We start from the raw sequence: 17,437 nt of genomic DNA, 5'->3' as shown, positions 1-17,437 counted from the left end.
GCTACTTGTTTTCCTGGGGGCGGAGGTTCAGGTCCTCCGTGGTCGGCGACCCGTGTGCGAACCGGGCCAGGCCGTTGGCTCCTTGAGCGGGCTGAGGGTTCGCCGGCGTCCAGACCTCCGTGCAGTTGAGGGCGTCGGGAGTGCCCGGGACGATGGTGCACGGCGTCTCGTAGATGTCGCCACCGGTGGTCAGGACCTCGACGTGGACGTTGACCCCCTGGGCCGTGACCGACACGGCACAGGCGTCATCCGGGTAGGTATCCCCGGTGTCCGTCAGGTCGTACCAGCGCCAGGGGGTGGGCACGTTCGCCGCGAAGTCGCGGATGCCCGCGTAGGTGATGCCGTCGGAGAGCACCGCCTTGACCTCACGAGAGGCGGCGGGGCGGACCGCGTCCACGTCGAAGCACTGCCCACTGGCGCCCGGGGCACCCGTGGCGCCGGTCGGCCCGGTGGCACCGGTCGCACCCGTCAGACCGCTCCCGCCCCCAGGACCCGTGGGACCCGTGGGGCCCGTCGGTCCGGTGGAGCCGGTCGCACCCCTGGGCCCGGTCGGTCCCTTGGGCCCACGCGGCCCCGTCGGACCGACATTGCACTTGTCGCCACCGCCCGAAGGCTGTCCCATCGCCGCGGGGTCCATCGCCTTCTTGGCGCGCGGACCGCAGTGGTCGCCACCGCCGGCCGCCACGGACCCCGTGGGCTGCGGAGCCCCGGCCGCGGCCGGGGCGGCGATGCCCGCCAGTACCAGCGCCACGGAGGCGAAGGTGCCTCCGGCCAGCCAGCCGGCCCGTCGGGGCAGGGGCCCCAGGATGGATCGGACCCTGTCCTCAGAACTCATGTACCGCTCCTCGCGTACACCGGATCGAATGATCACCCGAAGTCCGGACGAACGACCGGACTCCGCGGGCCATCCTGAAGATGCGTGCCCCCCGGTGCGGCCTCGGCTCGCCCGCCTTTCAGCGGATCGGACCAGCAGACGCAGCCACTTGGCGGTGCCCACGAGGGCCACCCGGGGCCGCACCCGGCGTGCCGTCCGCGCCGCGGACGGCGCCGTCCCTAGGGTCAGCGGCCGTGAAGCCGACCATTTGCCTCTGCATGATCGTGAAGAACGAATCCGCCGTCATCGAGCGCTGCCTCACCTCGGTACGGGACCTCATCGACACCTGGGTCATCTCCGACACCGGTTCCACCGACGGCACCCAGGAACTCATCCGAAGCACCCTGGACGGGATCCCCGGAGAGCTCCACGAGGAACCCTGGGTCGACTTCGGCCACAACCGCAGCCTCAACATCGCGCACGCCCGCGGCAAGGCCGACTATCTGCTCCTCCTCGACGCCGACCTCGTCCTGCGCCGCGGCGGGCCGCTGCCCCCGCTCACGGCGCAGTCGTACATGCTGCGCCACGAGGGCGCGACGGAGTACCGCATCAAGCGTCTGGTGCGTGGAGATCTCCCCTGGCGGTACGAGGGCGTCACGCACGAGTACCTGACCTGCGACCAGCCCGGCGAGTACGACCAGCGGCCCGGTTTCCAGCAGAACCTCGACGCGCTGTTCATCGAGGACCACGCCGACGGAGGCTCCCGGCACGACAAATTCGAACGCGATGCCCGTCTGCTCGGCGCCGCGCTCAAGCAGGACCCCGCCAACACCCGGACGGTCTTCTACCTCGCCCAGACCATGCGCGACATGGGCGATACCGCGGAGGCGATCAGGCTCTACGAGCAGTGCGCGGCCATGGGCGGCTGGGCCGAGGAGGTCTACTACGCCCTGCTCCAGGTCGGTGTTCTGAACGCAGAGGCGGGTGACTGGCCGACCGCCATGGACGCCCTCTCACGCGCCTGGGAGTCACGGCCCACCCGCCTGGAGGCCTGCTACGAGCTGGCCTCCAGGCTGAGGATGCTGGGTCGCCATCACGCTGCGCACGCGATCACCACGGCCGTGCTGGACCGGCCCGCACCGCCGGACCTGCTGTTCATCCAACCCTGGGTCTACCAGTGGGGGCTGCTGTTCGAGCACTCCATCACCGCCTACTGGGTCGGTGACATGGAGGCCTCGCTGCGCGCCTGTGACCGGCTGCTGGCGCTGCCCGACCTGCCCGACGCCATCCGCCGTCAGACGGAGACCAATCGCGGCTTCGCCGAGGCCCGCAGCGCGCCGTCCGTCCCTGTTTCACGTGAAACATCGCGCCGGACGAAGGTGCGGGGCTGACCGGGACAACACACCTAGAGCCCCACGTCGTCCCCTGCGGCACGGTCCCCCGGCGCCCGGCGCCGCTGCGCGGTGTCGGTCAGTGCCGGCGGGCGCCACACGCCATCCGGGTGGTAGAGGTTGGTCCCCGGCGGAACGATCTCGTCGATCCGGTCGAGCGCCGCGTCGTCGAGGACCAGGCCCGCTCCCTTGACCAGTGAGTTGAGCTGGTCAAGGGTCCGGGGGCCGATGATCACCGAGGTGACCGCGGGGTGCGCGAGCGGGAAGGCGACCGCCAGTTCGGGCAGGGTGCAGCCGATTTCGTGGGCGAGGCCGACGAGTTGTTCCACGGCCTCCAGCTTGGCGGTGTTTCCCGGGACCGCCGGGTCGAAGCGCGCCGGTGTCAGCGCCGCCCGCCCCGAGGTCAGGTCGACGGGCCCGCCGAGCCTGTACCTGCCGCTCAGGAAGCCGGATGCGAGCGGGCTCCAGGTCAGCACGCCCATCCCGTGCCGCCGGGCGACGGGCAGCACGGAGGCCTCGATCCCCCGGGCGAGGATCGAGTACGGGGGCTGCTCGGTCCTGAACCGCGGGAGGGCCCGCCGCTCTGCGACGTGCTGGGCCTCGACGATCTCCTCGGCGGGGAAGGTGGAGCAGCCGAAGGCGCGGATCTTGCCGGCCCGCACCAGGTCGCCGAGGACCGAGAGGGTCTCCTCGACGTCCGTCGAGTGGTCAGGCCGGTGTACCTGGTAGAGGTCGATCCATTCGGTGCCCAGGCGCCGCAGGCTGTCCTCCACCGCCCGCACGATCCACCGCCGCGAGTTGCCGCTGCGGTTGCGTCCCTTCCCCATCTGGAAGTGGACCTTGGTGGCGAGCACGACATCGTCGCGCCGGCCCTTGAGCGCCTTGCCGACGATCTCCTCGGACTCCCCGGCGGAGTACATGTCCGCCGTGTCGACGAAGTTGATCCCCTGGTCGAGCGCGGCGTGGATGATCCGTGCGCACTCCTGGTGGCCCGGGTTCCCCACCGCTCCGAACATCATCGTGCCGAGGCAGTGCGCACTGACCTCTATGCCGGTCCGGCCCAGACTGCGATATCTCATGGTCATGCGCCCGCACTGTAGGAGCTGGAGTGTGCTCCAGCGCAAGCGCTCCGCGCGGGCCGCCGCTCCTGGGAGTCCCCTCCCTCCCCCCGGAGCGGCGGCCGCCTCAGCGGTCGGGTCAGTCCGCCAAGGGCAGGTACACCCGGTTGCCGCTCGCCGCGAACTCGGCCGACTTCGCCGCCATGCCCGCCTCGATCTCATCGGCCTTCAGGTCACCGCCGTGCTCACGGCGGATGTCCTGGGAGATCTTCATCGAGCAGAACTTCGGACCGCACATGGAGCAGAAGTGCGCGGTCTTGGCCGGTTCGGCCGGGAGCGTCTCGTCGTGGAACTCGCGGGCCGTGTCCGGGTCGAGGGCCAGGTTGAACTGGTCCTCCCAGCGGAACTCGAACCGCGCGTCCGACAGGGCGTCGTCCCACTCCTGGGCGCCCGGGTGGCCCTTGGCCAGGTCCGCCGCGTGCGCGGCGATCTTGTAGGTGATGACACCGGTCTTCACGTCGTCGCGGTTGGGCAGGCCCAGGTGCTCCTTCGGCGTGACGTAGCAGAGCATCGCGGTGCCCCACCAGGCGATCATCGCGGCGCCGATGCCCGAGGTGATGTGGTCGTACGCGGGAGCGACGTCCGTGGTCAGCGGGCCGAGCGTGTAGAACGGCGCCTCCTCGCAGATCTCCTGCTGGAGGTCGATGTTCTCCTTGATCTTGTGCATCGGGACGTGCCCCGGGCCCTCGATCATGGTCTGGACGTTGTGGCGCTTGGCGATCGTGTTCAGCTCACCCAGGGTCTTCAGCTCGGCGAACTGCGCGGCGTCGTTGGCGTCCGCGATCGAGCCGGGACGCAGACCGTCACCCAGCGAGTACGTGACGTCGTACGTCGCGAGGATCTCGCAGAGTTCCTCGAAGTTCGTGTAGAGGAAGTTCTCCTTGTGGTGCGCCAGGCACCAGGCGGCCATGATCGAGCCGCCGCGCGAGACGATGCCGGTCTTGCGCCGGGCGGTCAGGGGCACGTACGGGAGCAGCACGCCGGCGTGGACCGTCATGTAGTCCACGCCCTGCTCGGCCTGCTCGATGACCGTGTCCTTGTAGATCTCCCAGGTCAGGTCCTCGGCGCGGCCGTCGACCTTCTCCAGCGCCTGGTAGAGCGGCACGGTGCCGATCGGCACGGGCGAGTTGCGCAGCACCCACTCGCGGGTGGTGTGGATGTTGCGGCCCGTCGAGAGGTCCATGACCGTGTCGGCGCCCCACTTGGTCGCCCAGGTCATCTTGTCGACCTCCTCCTCGATGGAGGAGGTGACGGCGGAGTTGCCGATGTTGGCGTTGACCTTCACCAGGAACCGCTTGCCGATGATCATCGGCTCGATCTCCGGGTGGTTCACGTTCGCAGGAAGCACGGCGCGACCTGCGGCGATCTCCTCGCGCACGACCTCGGGCGCGACGTTCTCGCGGATCGCGACGTACTCCATCTCGGGAGTGATCTCACCGCGGCGGGCGTACGCGAGCTGCGTGACGGCTGCGCCGTCGCGGCCACGACGGGGCTGGCGCGGGCGGCCCGGGAAGACCGCGTCGAGGTTCTTGAGGCCACCACGCGGCGAGGTGTGCTTGATGCCGTCGTCCTCGGGACGCACGGGGCGGCCGGCGTACTCCTCGGTGTCGCCGCGGCCGATGATCCAGTTCTCGCGCAGCGGCGCCAGTCCGCGCCGCACGTCGGTCTCGATCTGCGGGTCGGTGTACGGCCCGGACGTGTCGTAGAGCGTCACGTCCTTGCCGTTGGTGAGGTGGACCTGGCGGACCGGCACCCGGATGTCGGGGCGGGAGCCCGCCACATAGCCCTTGTGCCAGCCCGGCTGGCGCTCGGTCTGGCCGTCGGCGTCCTGGCTGACGGCAGGCGTGCGTGCGTCCTGAATGGTCATGAGACCTGATCTCCCTACGCCGGCATTACCCGGTAACAGGTTCGGCGGTCGACGCAGCCTCTTCCCGTACGCACATATGCTGCGTACGGTGATCAGCGCCCTCTCAGCCCGGTGCTCCGAGCTCCCGCGTTGTGCAAAGGTGCCCCCACGCTAGCGTCATCTGTGGCGTGCTGAACAGTGGGCCCCCTCAACTCTTGCGATGATCGGCCGGTGACGTCCATGCCGCAGCCCCCCAACACGCCCACCCAGCCCACGGACCACTCCGACCACGCACACACGGGCCACAGGCATGACCACGGTCCCGCCCAGGTCCCTCCCCAGGGGCATTCCCACGGCCACTCCCACGGCCACGGGCCGGCGGCGCCCGTCTCGAAGCACCTGCGCAAGGTCATCGCAGCGGTACTGATCCCCTTCGCCGCCGCCGTCTTCGTCGGCCTGGTGGTGCTCTGGCCGGGTGGCGCCCCCGCCCACGAGCGCTCGGGAGTGGGCTTCGACCGGCAGACCCAGCAGGGCCGGGTGGTCGCGCTCGAACAGGTCGACTGCAAATCGGTGAACGCCTCGCAGGTACCGCCCACGAGCAACCCCACCGCCCCCGAGGGCCGCGAGGCTCGGGCCGCGCAGACCGGCGAGTGCAAGAAGGCCACGATCGAGGTCGCCACCGGATCCGACAAGGGCCGCACCTTCTTCGAGATCGTCCAGCCGGGCGCGCCGCGGCAGTTGGAGAACGGCCAGGAGGTGGTCGTCGCGTACGCACCGGACGCGCCGCGGGACCTGCAGTACTCCGTGGTCGACGTGAACCGCAAGCTGCCCCTGGCGGTGCTGGCCGGCATCTTCGCGGTGGCGGTGGTCGTCGTCGGCCGGATGCGCGGCCTGTTCGCGCTGATCGCGCTGGTCGTCAGTTTCGGCGTGCTGACCCTCTTCATCCTCCCGGCGATCCTGCAGGGCTCGAACCCTCTGGTCGTCGCGGTCGTCGGCGCGAGCGCCATCATGCTCATCGCGCTCTACATGTGCCACGGCCTGAGCGCCCGTACATCGGTCGCCGTCCTGGGCACGCTCGTCTCGCTGCTGCTGATCGGCCTGCTCGGAACGGTGTTCGTCGACTGGGCCTTCCTCAGCGGCAACACCGATGACAACACCGGTCTGATCCACGGGCTCTACCCGGACATCGACATGAGCGGTCTGCTGCTTGCAGGCGTGATCATCGGATCGCTCGGCGTACTCGACGACGTGACGGTCACGCAGACGTCGGCGGTCTGGGAGCTCCATCAGGCCGACTCGACGATGGGACCCCGCGCCCTGTACCGCGCGGCCATCCGCATCGGCCGTGACCACATCGCCTCGGTGGTCAACACCCTGGTCCTGGCCTACGCGGGCGCTGCGCTTCCCTTGCTGCTGCTGTTCTCGATCGCGAACAGCAGCATGGGTTCGGTGGCCAACAGCGAGCTGGTGGCGGAGGAGATCGTACGGACCCTCGTCGGGTCGATCGGCCTGGTGGCCTCGGTGCCGGTGACCACGGCGCTTGCCGCGCTGGTGGTTTCGGCCGACCGGCCGGGCTCCCCGGCCGCGGCGGAGGCCTCGGGGCCGGTCCGCGGAGGCCGGGGGCGGCGGCGCAAGCGCTGAGCGACCCGGGTGGCTCGGGGGCCCGGGGCGACTCGGCTCCGCCGATCCGCTCAGCCCGCGTTCTGCTCGTTCTGCCGCGCCTCGGCCAGGATCCGGTCCAGAGCCTCGTCGAGGTTCTCGTCGAAGTCGCCGAGATTGCGCTCCTGACCGAGCGGAACAAGCCGGTCGGTGCGGTCGAGGAAAGCGACGAGAGGCGCCGCGCCGGCACGGAACAGCGCCCGGTCGGAGCCGACCTGGAGCCTGATGTGGACGTCGGACAGCTCGTCGGGGTCGGTGGGCGCGATGTGCACATCACCGTCGCCACACGGCTTGTTGATGCCGTCGAGAAGGAGTTCGCGGCCGAACGCCCAGGTCACGGGCGCGTCTCCGGGAAGGTGGAAGGTCAGCCGCACTGCGTAGGGGTCACGGGTGTCGTACCGGAGTTCCACCGGGATCCGGAACGAGAGCTCCTCGGAAACGAGGAAGCTCATCATGACCTCTGCCTGTACCGACTCGCGCATGGACTACCCCGCTGTAGTGGAAGTGGCCAGGAATGATCCCCCAGGGCCCTCTTGACAAGGGTGGTGGAAGCGCTTGCGGATCACAAGGAGTGAGTTTTCAGATACTGATAGAGAACGAGAGGGTGCTCAGCAGCGCGCCTACTTCACTCCGTAGCCGATCCACTACACAAAGCAATCGTTCCTCCTGGTACAAAGGGAGGGAAATAGCCATGGTTGCGGCGGTATCGCCCACAGTAATGGGGATGGCTGCACAGACCGTGCCCAGGGCGTACTCCTGACGCTCCGTAACCGGCTCCATGCGTCCCAGTGCGGCGATACGGGTTTCCAGGGCACGTTGGTCCCGGACGGTGTACTGGGTGACCGCCTCGACCGGGTGCCGGTCGTAGAAGTCCCTGCGGGTCTTCTCGTCGAGCTGGGCCAGCAGACACTGCCCGATGGCGTGTGCGTGGCCGGTCGCGCGAAAATCGGCCCACTCCTCCACCGCGGGGTTGGCCGGAGTGTCCGAGACGCCGACGAGCTCGATCTCACCCGCGCGGAACACCGCGAAGTACACGGGGGCCCCGACCGCGTCGCGGAAGTGCGCGAGGGAGTCGAGGATCATGCTGCGACGTTTCTGCTGCAGCCCGCCACCCGCCAGCCGCCCGGCGGCGGCGCCAAGCAGGAACACTCCGCCCTCGCGCCGCAGATATCCCTCGTGAGTGAGGGTGCGCAGCAGGTGGTACGCGGTGGGGAGCGGCAGGCCGGCCTCGCGCGCCAGTTGTTTCGCCGGGGCCCCCTCGCTGTGGGAGCCCGCTGCCTCGAGCAGCCTCAACGCGCGCTGCACCGAACCGATCAGCGTCGGCACACCGGCATTGTGAACCGAAGACAAAGCTCACCCCCAGGCGTGGCGGCGGGCCTGGGGAGGGCCCGCCCGGCGGGGGCCGCCCCCGCACAAGCCGCGGCTCCTGGGGGTGGCACTCGGTCGACACTGGAGAAAACCGCATGTCAGGGCGGTGCGACCGGCGTCCGGCGCCCAGGGGACGGCACAGATTGCCACTCTATCTGCAGATTCCCACGACTTGGGCGGTATGCCGCCCCACGTTCCCCCGCCCGGGCTACCACCGGGATTGACGCCTACCAGTCGCGGGAGGAGGACTTCGAACCGCTGCCGGTGAACTTCTTGACGACGAAGACCAGACCGCCGACGAGCGCGACGAAGAGCAGCAGCTTGAAGACGAACGAGATCAGTGCACCGAGGATGCTGGTGATGACTCCGCCGAAGACGAAGAGCACCAGGAGCGGGATCGCGACCCACTTGACCCACCAGGGCATGCCTGCAAACGTCTCTCGGATCCCGTCCATGTCCTCAACCTCTTCCTGAGCCGTGACTTCCTGCTCTCGATGCTAGGAGCCGGTACAAGCGTCCGGGGGCCCGAGAGCCCCCGGACTCCCCTGATCCGCCCCCTAGGGGAATCGGTGGATCCGACCCTGGGACGCGGTCCTCCGCTACGCCTCCGGCGGCGAGAACACCACGAGGACCCGCAGGTCTTCGGTGATGTGGTGGAACTTGTGCACCACCCCGGCGGGGACGTAGACGACGCTGCCGCGCGCCACCGTCGTCGTCTCGTCCCCGACCGTGATCGAGGCCCGGCCGCTCACCACGAAGTACACCTCGTCCTGCCGGTGCGGCTGCTGCGGGTCGCTCTGGCCGGCGTCGAGCGCGTACAGCCCGACCGACATGTTCCGTTCGCGCAGGAACTGCAGATAGGCGCCGTCGTTCGCGAGCCGCTCCGCCTCAAGCTCGTCCAGCCGGAAGGCCTTCATCGTCGTTGTGCCCCTTGCTCTCTCGCGTTCCCCGGCATCCGCAGAACTGCCGATGTCCCACCGGGATCTTCTCTGCCACGATCAGACACATGACGAATTTCGTAGTCAAGACGCTCGCGAACGCGGCAGCCCTGGCCGTCGCCATCTGGCTGCTCGCCGGCATCACGCTGGACGACCACAGCTCACTGGGCCGCAGGACCCTCACACTGATCCTGGTCGCCTTGGTCTTCGGCCTGGTGAACCTGATCGTCAAGCCGGTGGTGAAGCTCCTCTCGCTGCCGCTGTTCGTCCTCACCCTCGGGCTGTTCACCCTGGTCGTGAACGCCCTGATGCTCATGCTGACCTCGTGGCTGGCCAAGCAGCTCGACCTCAGCTTCCACGTGGACGGCTTCTGGACCGCCCTGCTCGGCGGCCTGATCATCTCCGTCGTCTCCTGGGCCGTGAACATGGTCCTGCCCGACAAGGACTGAGCGGTCCCCGGCCACCGCGCCACCCGGCCCGGCAGTTCGAGGCAGTGAAGGAGCACATCGCGTGAACGACCATCCCGACGAGGCAGCAGCAACCGCGGCGGAACCCGCAGCGGGCGGGGCCGGCCCTGCGGCCGGGACCTCGCGGGCGGACGGCATCGGCGACGGCACCCTGGCCGTGCGCGCCGGACTGCCCGAACCCGTCAAGAACGAACCACCCCTGCCCGGACCCGTCTTCGCCGCCCACTTCCACCTCCCCGGCGACGTGGCGGGCCCGTACACCTACGGCCGCGACACCAACCCCACCTGGAGCCTGCTGGAGCGGGCCATCGGGGAACTCGAAGCGCCCGGCCGGGACGGCGTGGAGACCGTCGTCTTCGCCTCCGGCATGGCCGCGGTCTCCGCCGTCCTCCTCTCCCAGTCCCGCACCGGCGACACCGTCGTCCTGCCCGACGATGGCTACCAGGCCCTTCCCCTGGTCCGCGAACAGCTGGAGGCCTATGGGATCCACGTCCGCACCGCTGCGACCGGTGACGACGCACAGCTCGCCGTCCTGGGCGGGGCCCGGCTGCTGTGGATCGAGACCCCCTCGAACCCCGGACTCGACGTGTGCGACATCCGGCGCCTGGTCGAGGCCGCCCACGCCGGAGGCACCCTGGTCGCCGTCGACAACACCCTCGCCACCCCGCTCGGTCAGAGGCCCCTGGAACTCGGCGCGGACTTCTCCGTCGCCAGCGGCACCAAGGGCCTCACCGGCCACGGTGACCTCCTGCTCGGCTACGTCGTCTGCCGCGACCCCGAGCTCGCCGCCGCCGTCCGGCGCTGGCGGAAGATCATCGGGGCGATCCCGGGTCCGATGGAGGCCTGGCTCGCCCACCGCTCCCTGGCCACCATCCAGCTGCGCGCCCAGCGCCAGTGGGCCAACGCGCTGGCCGTCGCCGAAGCACTGGCCGACCGTACGGACGTCAGCGGGGTGCGCTACCCGGGGCTGCCCGCGGACCCCTCGCACAAGACGGCCGCCCGGCAGATGCGGGGCTTCGGGTCCGTCGTCTCCTTCACACTGGCGGACCGCGGGCACGCCGAACGCTTCATGGCGGCCCTGCACCTGGTCGAGGACGCCACCAGTTTCGGCGGCGTGCGGTCCACCGCGGAGCGGCGCGGACGGTGGGGCGGCGATCCCGTCCCAGAGGGCTTCATCCGCTTCTCGGCCGGGGCCGAGGACACCGACGACCTGGTCGCGGACGTGCTACGGGCCCTCGACGCGGCCGGCGGCGACGCCTGAGCAGCCGGAACGAGAGCGGTCCGAGCCTCCCCCCTAGTGGCTCGGACCGCCCCGGGTTCTGCGCGCGAAGAACCACGCGCTCCAGGCTAGTTGACTCAGCGTCAGAGTCCAATCACGGTAACGACAGGGCCCTATCGGCATATTTATAGTTGAAGGCCCCCACCGAGAGGGGCCTTCATGGACCTGGCCCTGCTGCGCACCTTCGTCGCCGTGCACCGGGCGGGCTCGTTCACCCGGGCCGCCGCGCTCCTCGGGCTGTCGCAGCCCGCCGTCACCTCACAGATCCGCACCCTCGAACGGCAGCTGGGACGACCCCTGTTCCACCGCAGGGCCCGCGGGGTCACCCCCACGGCCGTCGGCGACGAGCTCGCCCACAAGGCCGCCCCGCACCTCGACGCCCTGCTGCGGATCACCGAGGCGGAGCGGGAGGCCGCCGGCGCCTTGCGCACCCTGCACGTCGCCGGTCCTCCCGAGTTCCTCTGCCAGCGCGTCCTGCCCGCCCTCGCACCGCTCGTCGGCCAGGGCCACACCCTGCGGACCGTCCTGCGGGCCGGCGCCGAGGAAGTCCTCGACGGGCTCGCCGCCGGCCACCACGACCTCGTCGTCACCACCGCCCGCCCGCGCGGCGGGCTGTTCACGGCGACCGCCCTGTGCGACGAGGAGCACGTGCTGGTCGCCGCGCCCTACTGGGCGGCGCTCGTCGACCCCGACCGGCTGCGCGAGTCCGGCCCCGCCGTCCTCGACGGCATTCCGCTCGTCGAGGTCCACGAGACGCTGCCGCTCGTCGCGCGCTACTGGGCCTCGGTCTTCGAGACCCGGCCCGGCACCCGGCCCGATGCGGCCACCGTCGTCGCCCCGGATCTGCGAGCCGTACTGGAATGCGTCCGGGCCGGCGCCGGACTCGCCGTCCTGCCCAGGTACCTGTGCCAGGACGCCCTCGACCGCGGGCAGATCGTCGCCCTGCTGGAGCCGCCCGTACCGCCGCTGCGGACCTGGTTCCTGGTCGTACGGGCCGGCAGTCTCGCACTCGCCCACCTCGCCCGTGCGCACGAGCGGCTGCTGCACGCCGCGGCCCACTGGTGAGTGCCCGGGCGGGCCTCCGCTTCCGGCGTGCGGACCGTTTTCCCCCCACGCGTTTCAGACACCGCGGTGCGGGCCACTCTTCTCCCATGACCGAACGTCCCGTGGTCAAACGCACCGCCCGCGCGATCCTGCTCGACGGTGACGACCTGATCCTCATCAAGCGCACCAAGCCCGGCGTCGACCCGTACTGGCTCACCCCAGGCGGCGGAGTGGAGCCCTCGGACGCCACCGTCGTCGACGCCCTCCACAGAGAACTCCACGAGGAACTCGGCGCGAAGATCACCGATGTGGTGCCCTGCTTCGTCGACACCGTCGAGCACATCGCCGACGGAGGGGTGACCGGGGTGAAGGTGCAGCACTTCTTCGTCTGCCACCTCGAATCCATGGACCCCAGCCAGCGGCACGGCCCCGAAATCGAAGAACCCGAGGGCGAGTACGAGATCGTCCGCGTGCCCTTCAGCCGCGTGGGCATCGCCGCCGTCCACCTGGTCCCGCTGTCCCTACGGCACTACCTCGACGGCAACATCGAGGGCGTGCGCGCCATGCACGCCCCCGACCTGGGCTGATCCGGACCCGGGCTGATCCCGGCCCGGGCTGATCCCGGCCCGGGTCTCAGCCGGCGACGGCGACCAGTTCCTCCACCGCGTCGAAACGGATCCGGTCCCCGGGTATCCCGATCCGCTTGAGCTCGTTCACACCGCTGCGGATCATCGCGGGCGGCCCCGAGATGAAGGCGTCGTACGAACTCCAGGGCCCGTGTTCGCCGACCGCCTGGGGCAGCTGCCCCGCCAGGCCCTCACAGACCACCGGGCGCACCGACAGCCACGGATGCGAGCGCTGCAAGCCCAGCAGGTTGTCCTTGTCGTACAGGTCGCCGTCGCTGCGCGCCCCGAAGAACACCTCCACCGGGCGGCGCTCACCGTGCTCCGCCACGTCCTCGATCAGTGCCTTGATCGGGGCGATGCCGGTGCCGCCGCCCAGGCACAGCATCCCGTTGTCGGTGGTGTGGTCGACCACCATCGACCCGGCCGGCGGACCGAGCCGCAGCACGTCGCCCGGCCGGGCGTGCCGTACCAGCGCGTTGGAGACCCAGCCGGCCGGAACGGCCTTGACGTGGAAGGACAGCAGCCCGTCCGCACGCGGCGCCGACGCGAAGGAGTAGTGCCGCCACACCCGTGGCCACCAGGGCGTCTCCAGGCTCGTGTACTGGCCCGCGAGGAAGGGATACGGCTGGTCGGGGCGGACCGTCAGTACGGCGATATCGGGGGTGCGCAGGTCGTGCGAGACCACCTCCGCATGCCACCAGGCGGGGCTCCTCACCTCGTCCTCGGCCGCCGCGTCGATCATGATCTGGGACATCGCGGTGTAGGCCCGCACCCACGCCGCCTGCGTCTCCGGTCCCCAGCTCCGGTCCGCGTACCGGGCCAGAGCACTGATCAGGGCCTCGCCCACCACCGGGTAGTGGCCGGCCATCGTGCCGTACTTGCGGTGCCCGGAGCCCAGCCGGCGCAGATACGGTACGAGCACGTCGGGGTTGTCGATGTGCTCGGCGGCGGTCAGCAGCGCCTTCAGCAGCCGGTCGCGCTGTGCGTCCATGGCGGCCGGGAACATGCCCCGCACCTCCGGGTGCCCGGTGAAGACCAGGGCGTAGAAGTACGAGGTCACCCGGTCGGCGACGGGTCCGATCTCTTCCAGGGTCCGGCGGATGAGCAGAGCATCGGGGGAGGGCTCGGCCGCACCGCCCCCGGACGGTATCCGGGCCGTCCGTCTGGCCGATCTGGTGGGCGGAGCGTCCATGCGGTGCCTCGCTTCGAACATCTCGGTCGGTGAGCACGCCACGGCTTTCGAATCCGTGGTTCCGGGCCTCAAAGCCTGCCAGCCGCCCCAACCACCCGCGGGGAAACACGGAAAGTCCGCGTTTCGAATCCGCCGTCCCCTTAAGATGCCTGGACTTCCGGACGTGCCTCCACGAGCCGGTAGGCCTCTCTCAGGTCCCGGCCCTCGTAGACGTGCGTCGCCCGCTCCGCCAGGCACGGCGGCGCGTTGACCGCCACCGACACCGAAACCGCTTCGAACAACAACGCGTCGGTCACCGAATCCCCGTACGCGACGCAGTCGGCCCGGCCCACCCCGAACTGCGCGCACAGCCGGTCCGCCACCGCGACCTTGCCCTCAGGAGTCAGGATCCCGGCCGCGTCCACCGGCCGGGTGAAGGGCACCTCGGGAAAGACCGAGCCGTGTGCGGCGTGCGCGCCCCACTCCAGCAGCAGTTCCACGAAGAACGACGGTGACAGCGAGATCACCGCGCAGTAGTCCCCGCGCTCCCTGATCTCCCGCCACACCTCGCGGATTCCCGTCAGCCACGGGGCCCCCTCGAACGCCGCCCGGACGTGCGCGGGCGTCAGCTCCGCCCACAGCGCATGCGCCGCAACCGAGAACTCGTGGGGCCCCATCTCCCGCGCACCGAACGCCCGCTCCAACGCGGCGATCTCCGCGCTCAGGCCGAGCTGCCGGGAGATCTCGACCGGCGCCGCCGAGCCGTACATCAGGGTCCCGTCGAGATCGAAGAGGTGCAGGAGGCTCATGGCGGCGAGGCTAGCCCGTGGGATGTTTCACGTGAAACATCCACCCCCAAATCCTCTGGACGCCCTCCGGCTGATGATCCAGTCTGGGGCCGTGACACCACCACACCTCACCGACCTGCCGATCCGTGCGCTGACCGTGGATGATCTCCGCTCATGCGCCGACCTGTCCGAAGACCGCGGGTGGCCGCGCGAGGACCACAAGTGGGGGCTGCTTCTCGCCGCGGGCACCGGCTACGGCATCGACGCCCCCGACGGCCAGGGGCTCGCAGCCGCCTGCGTCGTCACCTCGTACGGGCACACCCATGCCGGGCCGGAGCTGGCCGCCATCGGGATGGTCCTCGTCGCCGAGCGTTATGCCCGCCAAGGCCTGGGGCGTCGCCTGATGGTGTACGTCTGCGACGACGTCCTCAAGGGCGTCCCCCTCACCCTCCACGCCACTCCCTACGGCCGGCCGCTCTACGAGGAGCTCGGCTTCGACACCACGGGCCGCGCCGAAATGCTCCGCGGCACGTTCCGGGGCCAGCCCGCCGATACGGAGGCGGACTCCGCGTCGGTCCGGCCGGCGACCGGCGAGGACATCCCGCGGATCGTCCGCCTGGACACCGAGGTCTTCGGCACCGACCGGACCCATATGATCGCGAGGCTTCCCGCCTTCGCCGACCGGTTGCTGGTCGCCGAGGACGACCGGGGTGAACTCGTCGGCTACGCCGCGATCTGGCCCAACATGGAGACCCATGTGATCGGGCCGCTGATCGCCCGTGACACGGCCGGTGCCCAGGCACTCGTCACCGCGCTCGCGGCCGAAACCGACCGGCCGCTGCGCACCGACATCGACGTCCGCCACGAGGAGCTCCTCGCCTGGCTCAAGGACCGCGGCCTGGGCTCCATCGCGTTCAACGCCGTCATGACCCGCGGCGTCCCCGGCCTCCCAGGCGACTGGACCCGCCGCTGGGCCCCGCTCACCGTGGCCGCGGGCTGAGAGAGGAGCGCCGCCATGACCGATCCCGACCAGCCCGTGATCCGTCCCGCCACCGAGGAGGACCTGCCCGCCATCGTCGCGATGCTCGCGGACGACCCCCTCGGCGCCACCCGCGAATCGCCTGACGACCTCACGCCGTACATGAAGGCGTTCAGGCGCCTGGCCGACGACCCCCACCAGCACGTGGTCGTCGCGGTCCGCGGAGATCGCGTCGTGGGCACCCTCCAGCTCACCATCGTTCCCGGCCTCTCCCGCAAGGGCGCCACCCGTTCGATCATCGAAGGCGTCCGGGTCCACGCCGACGAACGGGGCGCCGGCCTGGGCACCCGGTTCATCCAGTGGGCCATCGACCGCTCCCGCCGGGAGCACTGCCAACTCGTACAGCTCACCTCGGACACGACCCGTACCGACGCGCACCGCTTCTACGAGCAGCTGGGGTTCACCGCTTCCCACGTCGGGTTCAAGCTGTCCCTCTGATCTCCCGTACGCAGGCCGGGCCCGTCTCGGCGGCCCGGCCCACGAGCGGGAGTACGGGCCTCAGCCGATGCCGCGCCAGCCCTGCGGATCCGGTCCGCCGGGCACCGGGGCCTGCGCGTCGTAGGGCTCACGCGTGAACACGAACGAGCCGAGGTCGAGATGGCTCACCGAGCCGTCCCCGCGCCGGACCGCCCGCAGCGTCTCCCCCGCGTAGTAGCCGGAGAGCCCGGTCCAGTTCCCGTCGGGCTCTGCCCGGAAGCGGGCCGACCGGCCCATGGCGCCGACCGGGCCCAGCTCCAGCAGCCCGTCCGCCGTCAACCGCACCACATGGGCCGACGTACCCCAGTACCAGGGGCCGCACAGCTCCAGGGCGACCGGATCGGCCTCCCGGAACGGGCGCCACGGCTGTGGGAACGGCGGCTCCGCTTCCGCGACGATCGCCACCAGGTCCGCGGCCACCGCCGAGGCGGGCAGCCCCGACGTGCAGTTCGCCAGCACCACGGCCGCCACGTCGTCCGCCTCGCTCAGCCACAGCGCTGCGACGAACCCCGGCAGCGAACCGCTGTGGCCGGCGAGCCTGCGCCCGCGGGCGTCCACCAGCTGCATGCCGAGTCCGTAACCGAACTCGGCGAGACCGGGCTCCGGCGGGGCCGCTGACGTCCGCATCTCCCGTACCGACTCCGCACTCAGCACCCGCTCGTCACCCCGGGCGAGGAACGTGGCGAACCGGGCCAGGTCCCGGGTCGTGGACCAGAGTTGTCCCGCCGCGGCCATCAGCCCCAGGTCCTCCAGCGGTTCGGCCATCATCACGTCGGCCCACGGGTGCACCGCCCAGCCGCCCGCGTGAGGAGCCTGCGGCTGTGCCGTCGTACGGTCCAGCGCCAGCGGCTCCAGCACCTCGGCGCGCAGCACCTCTGCCCACGGCTTGCCCCGCACGGCTTCCACGAGCGAACCCAGCAGCGTGTACCCCGGGTTGGAGTAGTGGTGCCGTCGGCCGGGCCGGAACCGGTACGGCTCCTCACCCAGCACGTCCGCGAGTTCGGGCCGCAGCGCCCCGGGGGTGCGCTCCCACCACTCGCCCGGCGTCTCCGCCGCCAACCCGCCGGTGTGGGCGAGCAACTGGGCGATGGTCACCTCGCCGACGCCCGTTCCCGGCAGGTGCTGCTCCAGCGGGTCCTCGAGCCGCAGCAGGCCCTCGTCGCGCAGGCGCAGCACGAGAACGGCGGTGAAGGTCTTGCTGATCGACCCGATCCGGTACTGCACGTTCCCGTCGGGACCGTGTCCCTCGACGGAGGTCCGGGAGTCCTCCCAGACGATTTCGCCGCCGCGGGCCACGGCCGCCACCACCGACGGCGCCCGGCCCTCGCTCTGCGCGACGGCGATCCGGTGCCTCAGCGCACGCCGGGTGGCAGGGAGCAGCTCCAGGTCTTCAGATACGGCATCCATGATCG

18 protein-coding genes and 1 riboswitch are annotated in these 17,437 nt (G+C 70.6%); of the genes, 8 read left to right on the top strand and 10 right to left on the bottom strand.

Annotated elements, in window-relative coordinates; all coding sequences use genetic code 11:
• Position 1: 1 nt before the first annotated feature.
• Positions 2–835, bottom strand: a complete 834-nt coding sequence (locus ACIPK4_RS08835; RefSeq protein ID WP_402310337.1) for a hypothetical protein — start codon at positions 833–835, stop codon at positions 2–4.
• A gap of 257 nt (positions 836–1,092) precedes the next feature.
• Here ACIPK4_RS08835 and ACIPK4_RS08830 point away from each other — a divergent pair, with 257 nt between their 5' ends.
• A complete protein-coding gene (locus tag ACIPK4_RS08830; protein WP_402310336.1) occupies positions 1,093–2,205 on the top strand; it encodes a glycosyltransferase in 1,113 nt (370 codons plus the stop codon).
• A 14-nt stretch (positions 2,206–2,219) separates the two neighbouring features.
• On the opposite strand, the gene ACIPK4_RS08825 is transcribed toward ACIPK4_RS08830, so the two are convergent.
• Complete coding sequence (locus tag ACIPK4_RS08825) at positions 2,220–3,284, bottom strand: aldo/keto reductase (protein WP_402310631.1); 1,065 nt, start codon at positions 3,282–3,284, stop codon at positions 2,220–2,222.
• 118 nt (positions 3,285–3,402) lie between these two features.
• Positions 3,403–5,190 (bottom strand): phosphomethylpyrimidine synthase ThiC, encoded by a 1,788-nt coding sequence (gene thiC / locus ACIPK4_RS08820; protein WP_054227210.1) that lies wholly within the window; start codon positions 5,188–5,190, stop codon positions 3,403–3,405.
• Positions 5,185–5,328: riboswitch (TPP riboswitch) on the bottom strand. Its footprint overlaps the gene before it by 6 nt.
• 81 nt (positions 5,329–5,409) lie before the next feature.
• On the opposite strand from thiC, the gene ACIPK4_RS08815 reads away from it, so the two are divergent.
• Positions 5,410–6,810, top strand: coding sequence for a YibE/F family protein (locus ACIPK4_RS08815; protein WP_402310629.1), 1,401 nt, complete (start codon positions 5,410–5,412; stop codon positions 6,808–6,810).
• Between the two features lie 50 nt (positions 6,811–6,860).
• Here ACIPK4_RS08815 and ACIPK4_RS08810 read toward each other — a convergent pair whose 3' ends face one another.
• From ACIPK4_RS08810 to ACIPK4_RS08795, 4 genes are all read right to left on the bottom strand, one after another.
• Positions 6,861–7,310, bottom strand: a complete 450-nt coding sequence (locus tag ACIPK4_RS08810) for an SsgA family sporulation/cell division regulator (protein WP_402310334.1) — start codon at positions 7,308–7,310, stop codon at positions 6,861–6,863.
• Positions 7,311–7,407: 97 nt separating this feature from the next.
• Complete coding sequence (locus ACIPK4_RS08805) at positions 7,408–8,154, bottom strand: IclR family transcriptional regulator (protein WP_402310332.1); 747 nt, start codon at positions 8,152–8,154, stop codon at positions 7,408–7,410.
• Between the two features lie 269 nt (positions 8,155–8,423).
• On the bottom strand, positions 8,424–8,651 hold the full coding sequence (locus ACIPK4_RS08800) for a DUF5326 family protein (protein WP_376192564.1): 228 nt from the start codon (positions 8,649–8,651) through the stop codon (positions 8,424–8,426).
• Positions 8,652–8,795: 144 nt separating this feature from the next.
• Positions 8,796–9,113, bottom strand: a complete 318-nt coding sequence (locus tag ACIPK4_RS08795; RefSeq protein ID WP_054227213.1) for a cupin domain-containing protein — start codon at positions 9,111–9,113, stop codon at positions 8,796–8,798.
• Between the two features lie 89 nt (positions 9,114–9,202).
• On the opposite strand from ACIPK4_RS08795, the gene ACIPK4_RS08790 reads away from it, so the two are divergent.
• The 4 genes from ACIPK4_RS08790 to ACIPK4_RS08775 all read left to right on the top strand — a co-directional run bounded on the left by ACIPK4_RS08790 (position 9,203) and on the right by ACIPK4_RS08775 (position 12,511).
• Entirely contained in the window at positions 9,203–9,583 is a 381-nt protein-coding gene (locus ACIPK4_RS08790) for a phage holin family protein (protein WP_402310330.1), read from the top strand.
• 154 nt (positions 9,584–9,737) lie between these two features.
• Positions 9,738–10,862: a cystathionine gamma-lyase gene (locus ACIPK4_RS08785; RefSeq protein ID WP_402310627.1), complete on the top strand. Its 1,125-nt coding sequence runs from the start codon at positions 9,738–9,740 to the stop codon at positions 10,860–10,862.
• 177 nt (positions 10,863–11,039) lie between these two features.
• Positions 11,040–11,945 (top strand): LysR family transcriptional regulator, encoded by a 906-nt coding sequence (locus ACIPK4_RS08780; RefSeq protein WP_402310329.1) that lies wholly within the window; start codon positions 11,040–11,042, stop codon positions 11,943–11,945.
• Between the two features lie 86 nt (positions 11,946–12,031).
• Positions 12,032–12,511 (top strand): NUDIX domain-containing protein, encoded by a 480-nt coding sequence (locus ACIPK4_RS08775; RefSeq protein ID WP_054227216.1) that lies wholly within the window; start codon positions 12,032–12,034, stop codon positions 12,509–12,511.
• Positions 12,512–12,557: 46 nt separating this feature from the next.
• On the opposite strand, the gene ACIPK4_RS08770 is transcribed toward ACIPK4_RS08775, so the two are convergent.
• On the bottom strand, positions 12,558–13,979 hold the full coding sequence (locus ACIPK4_RS08770; RefSeq protein WP_402310326.1) for a globin domain-containing protein: 1,422 nt from the start codon (positions 13,977–13,979) through the stop codon (positions 12,558–12,560).
• Positions 13,883–14,530, bottom strand: a complete 648-nt coding sequence (locus ACIPK4_RS08765) for an HAD family hydrolase (protein ID WP_402310323.1) — start codon at positions 14,528–14,530, stop codon at positions 13,883–13,885. The genes ACIPK4_RS08770 and ACIPK4_RS08765 overlap by 97 nt, the downstream gene beginning before the upstream one ends.
• 91 nt (positions 14,531–14,621) lie before the next feature.
• On the opposite strand from ACIPK4_RS08765, the gene ACIPK4_RS08760 reads away from it, so the two are divergent.
• Together ACIPK4_RS08760 and ACIPK4_RS08755 are read left to right on the top strand one after the other, a co-directional pair.
• A complete protein-coding gene (locus ACIPK4_RS08760; protein ID WP_402310321.1) occupies positions 14,622–15,509 on the top strand; it encodes a GNAT family N-acetyltransferase in 888 nt (295 codons plus the stop codon).
• Between the two features lie 15 nt (positions 15,510–15,524).
• On the top strand, positions 15,525–15,986 hold the full coding sequence (locus tag ACIPK4_RS08755; protein ID WP_402310320.1) for a GNAT family N-acetyltransferase: 462 nt from the start codon (positions 15,525–15,527) through the stop codon (positions 15,984–15,986).
• Between the two features lie 60 nt (positions 15,987–16,046).
• Here ACIPK4_RS08755 and ACIPK4_RS08750 read toward each other — a convergent pair whose 3' ends face one another.
• Positions 16,047–17,432 (bottom strand): serine hydrolase domain-containing protein, encoded by a 1,386-nt coding sequence (locus ACIPK4_RS08750; protein ID WP_402310317.1) that lies wholly within the window; start codon positions 17,430–17,432, stop codon positions 16,047–16,049.
• Positions 17,433–17,437: the final 5 nt, after the last annotated feature.

The organism is Streptomyces sp. NPDC086989 (assembly GCF_044745505.1).
Lineage (GTDB): Bacteria > Actinomycetota > Actinomycetes > Streptomycetales > Streptomycetaceae > Streptomyces.
The sequence above is the reverse complement of the archived record's forward strand: the minus strand, read 5'-3'. Positions and strand labels throughout refer to the sequence as shown.

Excerpts from the sequence above, each read along its gene's own strand:
- ACIPK4_RS08810 (WP_402310334.1), bottom strand. The coding sequence starts at position 7,310 with ATGCGCGAGTCGGTACAGGCAGAGGTCATGATGAGCTTCCTCGTTTCC.
- ACIPK4_RS08815 (WP_402310629.1), top strand. The coding sequence starts at position 5,410 with ATGCCGCAGCCCCCCAACACGCCCACCCAGCCCACGGACCACTCCGAC.
- ACIPK4_RS08825 (WP_402310631.1), bottom strand. The coding sequence starts at position 3,284 with ATGAGATATCGCAGTCTGGGCCGGACCGGCATAGAGGTCAGTGCGCAC.
- ACIPK4_RS08795 (WP_054227213.1), bottom strand. The coding sequence starts at position 9,113 with ATGAAGGCCTTCCGGCTGGACGAGCTTGAGGCGGAGCGGCTCGCGAAC.
- ACIPK4_RS08780 (WP_402310329.1), top strand. The coding sequence starts at position 11,040 with ATGGACCTGGCCCTGCTGCGCACCTTCGTCGCCGTGCACCGGGCGGGC.
- ACIPK4_RS08830 (WP_402310336.1), top strand. The coding sequence starts at position 1,093 with ATGATCGTGAAGAACGAATCCGCCGTCATCGAGCGCTGCCTCACCTCG.
- ACIPK4_RS08790 (WP_402310330.1), top strand. The coding sequence starts at position 9,203 with ATGACGAATTTCGTAGTCAAGACGCTCGCGAACGCGGCAGCCCTGGCC.
- ACIPK4_RS08835 (WP_402310337.1), bottom strand. The coding sequence starts at position 835 with ATGAGTTCTGAGGACAGGGTCCGATCCATCCTGGGGCCCCTGCCCCGA.
- ACIPK4_RS08800 (WP_376192564.1), bottom strand. The coding sequence starts at position 8,651 with ATGGACGGGATCCGAGAGACGTTTGCAGGCATGCCCTGGTGGGTCAAG.
- ACIPK4_RS08765 (WP_402310323.1), bottom strand. The coding sequence starts at position 14,530 with ATGAGCCTCCTGCACCTCTTCGATCTCGACGGGACCCTGATGTACGGC.
- thiC (WP_054227210.1), bottom strand. The coding sequence starts at position 5,190 with ATGACCATTCAGGACGCACGCACGCCTGCCGTCAGCCAGGACGCCGAC.
- ACIPK4_RS08750 (WP_402310317.1), bottom strand. The coding sequence starts at position 17,432 with ATGGATGCCGTATCTGAAGACCTGGAGCTGCTCCCTGCCACCCGGCGT.
- ACIPK4_RS08755 (WP_402310320.1), top strand. The coding sequence starts at position 15,525 with ATGACCGATCCCGACCAGCCCGTGATCCGTCCCGCCACCGAGGAGGAC.
- ACIPK4_RS08775 (WP_054227216.1), top strand. The coding sequence starts at position 12,032 with ATGACCGAACGTCCCGTGGTCAAACGCACCGCCCGCGCGATCCTGCTC.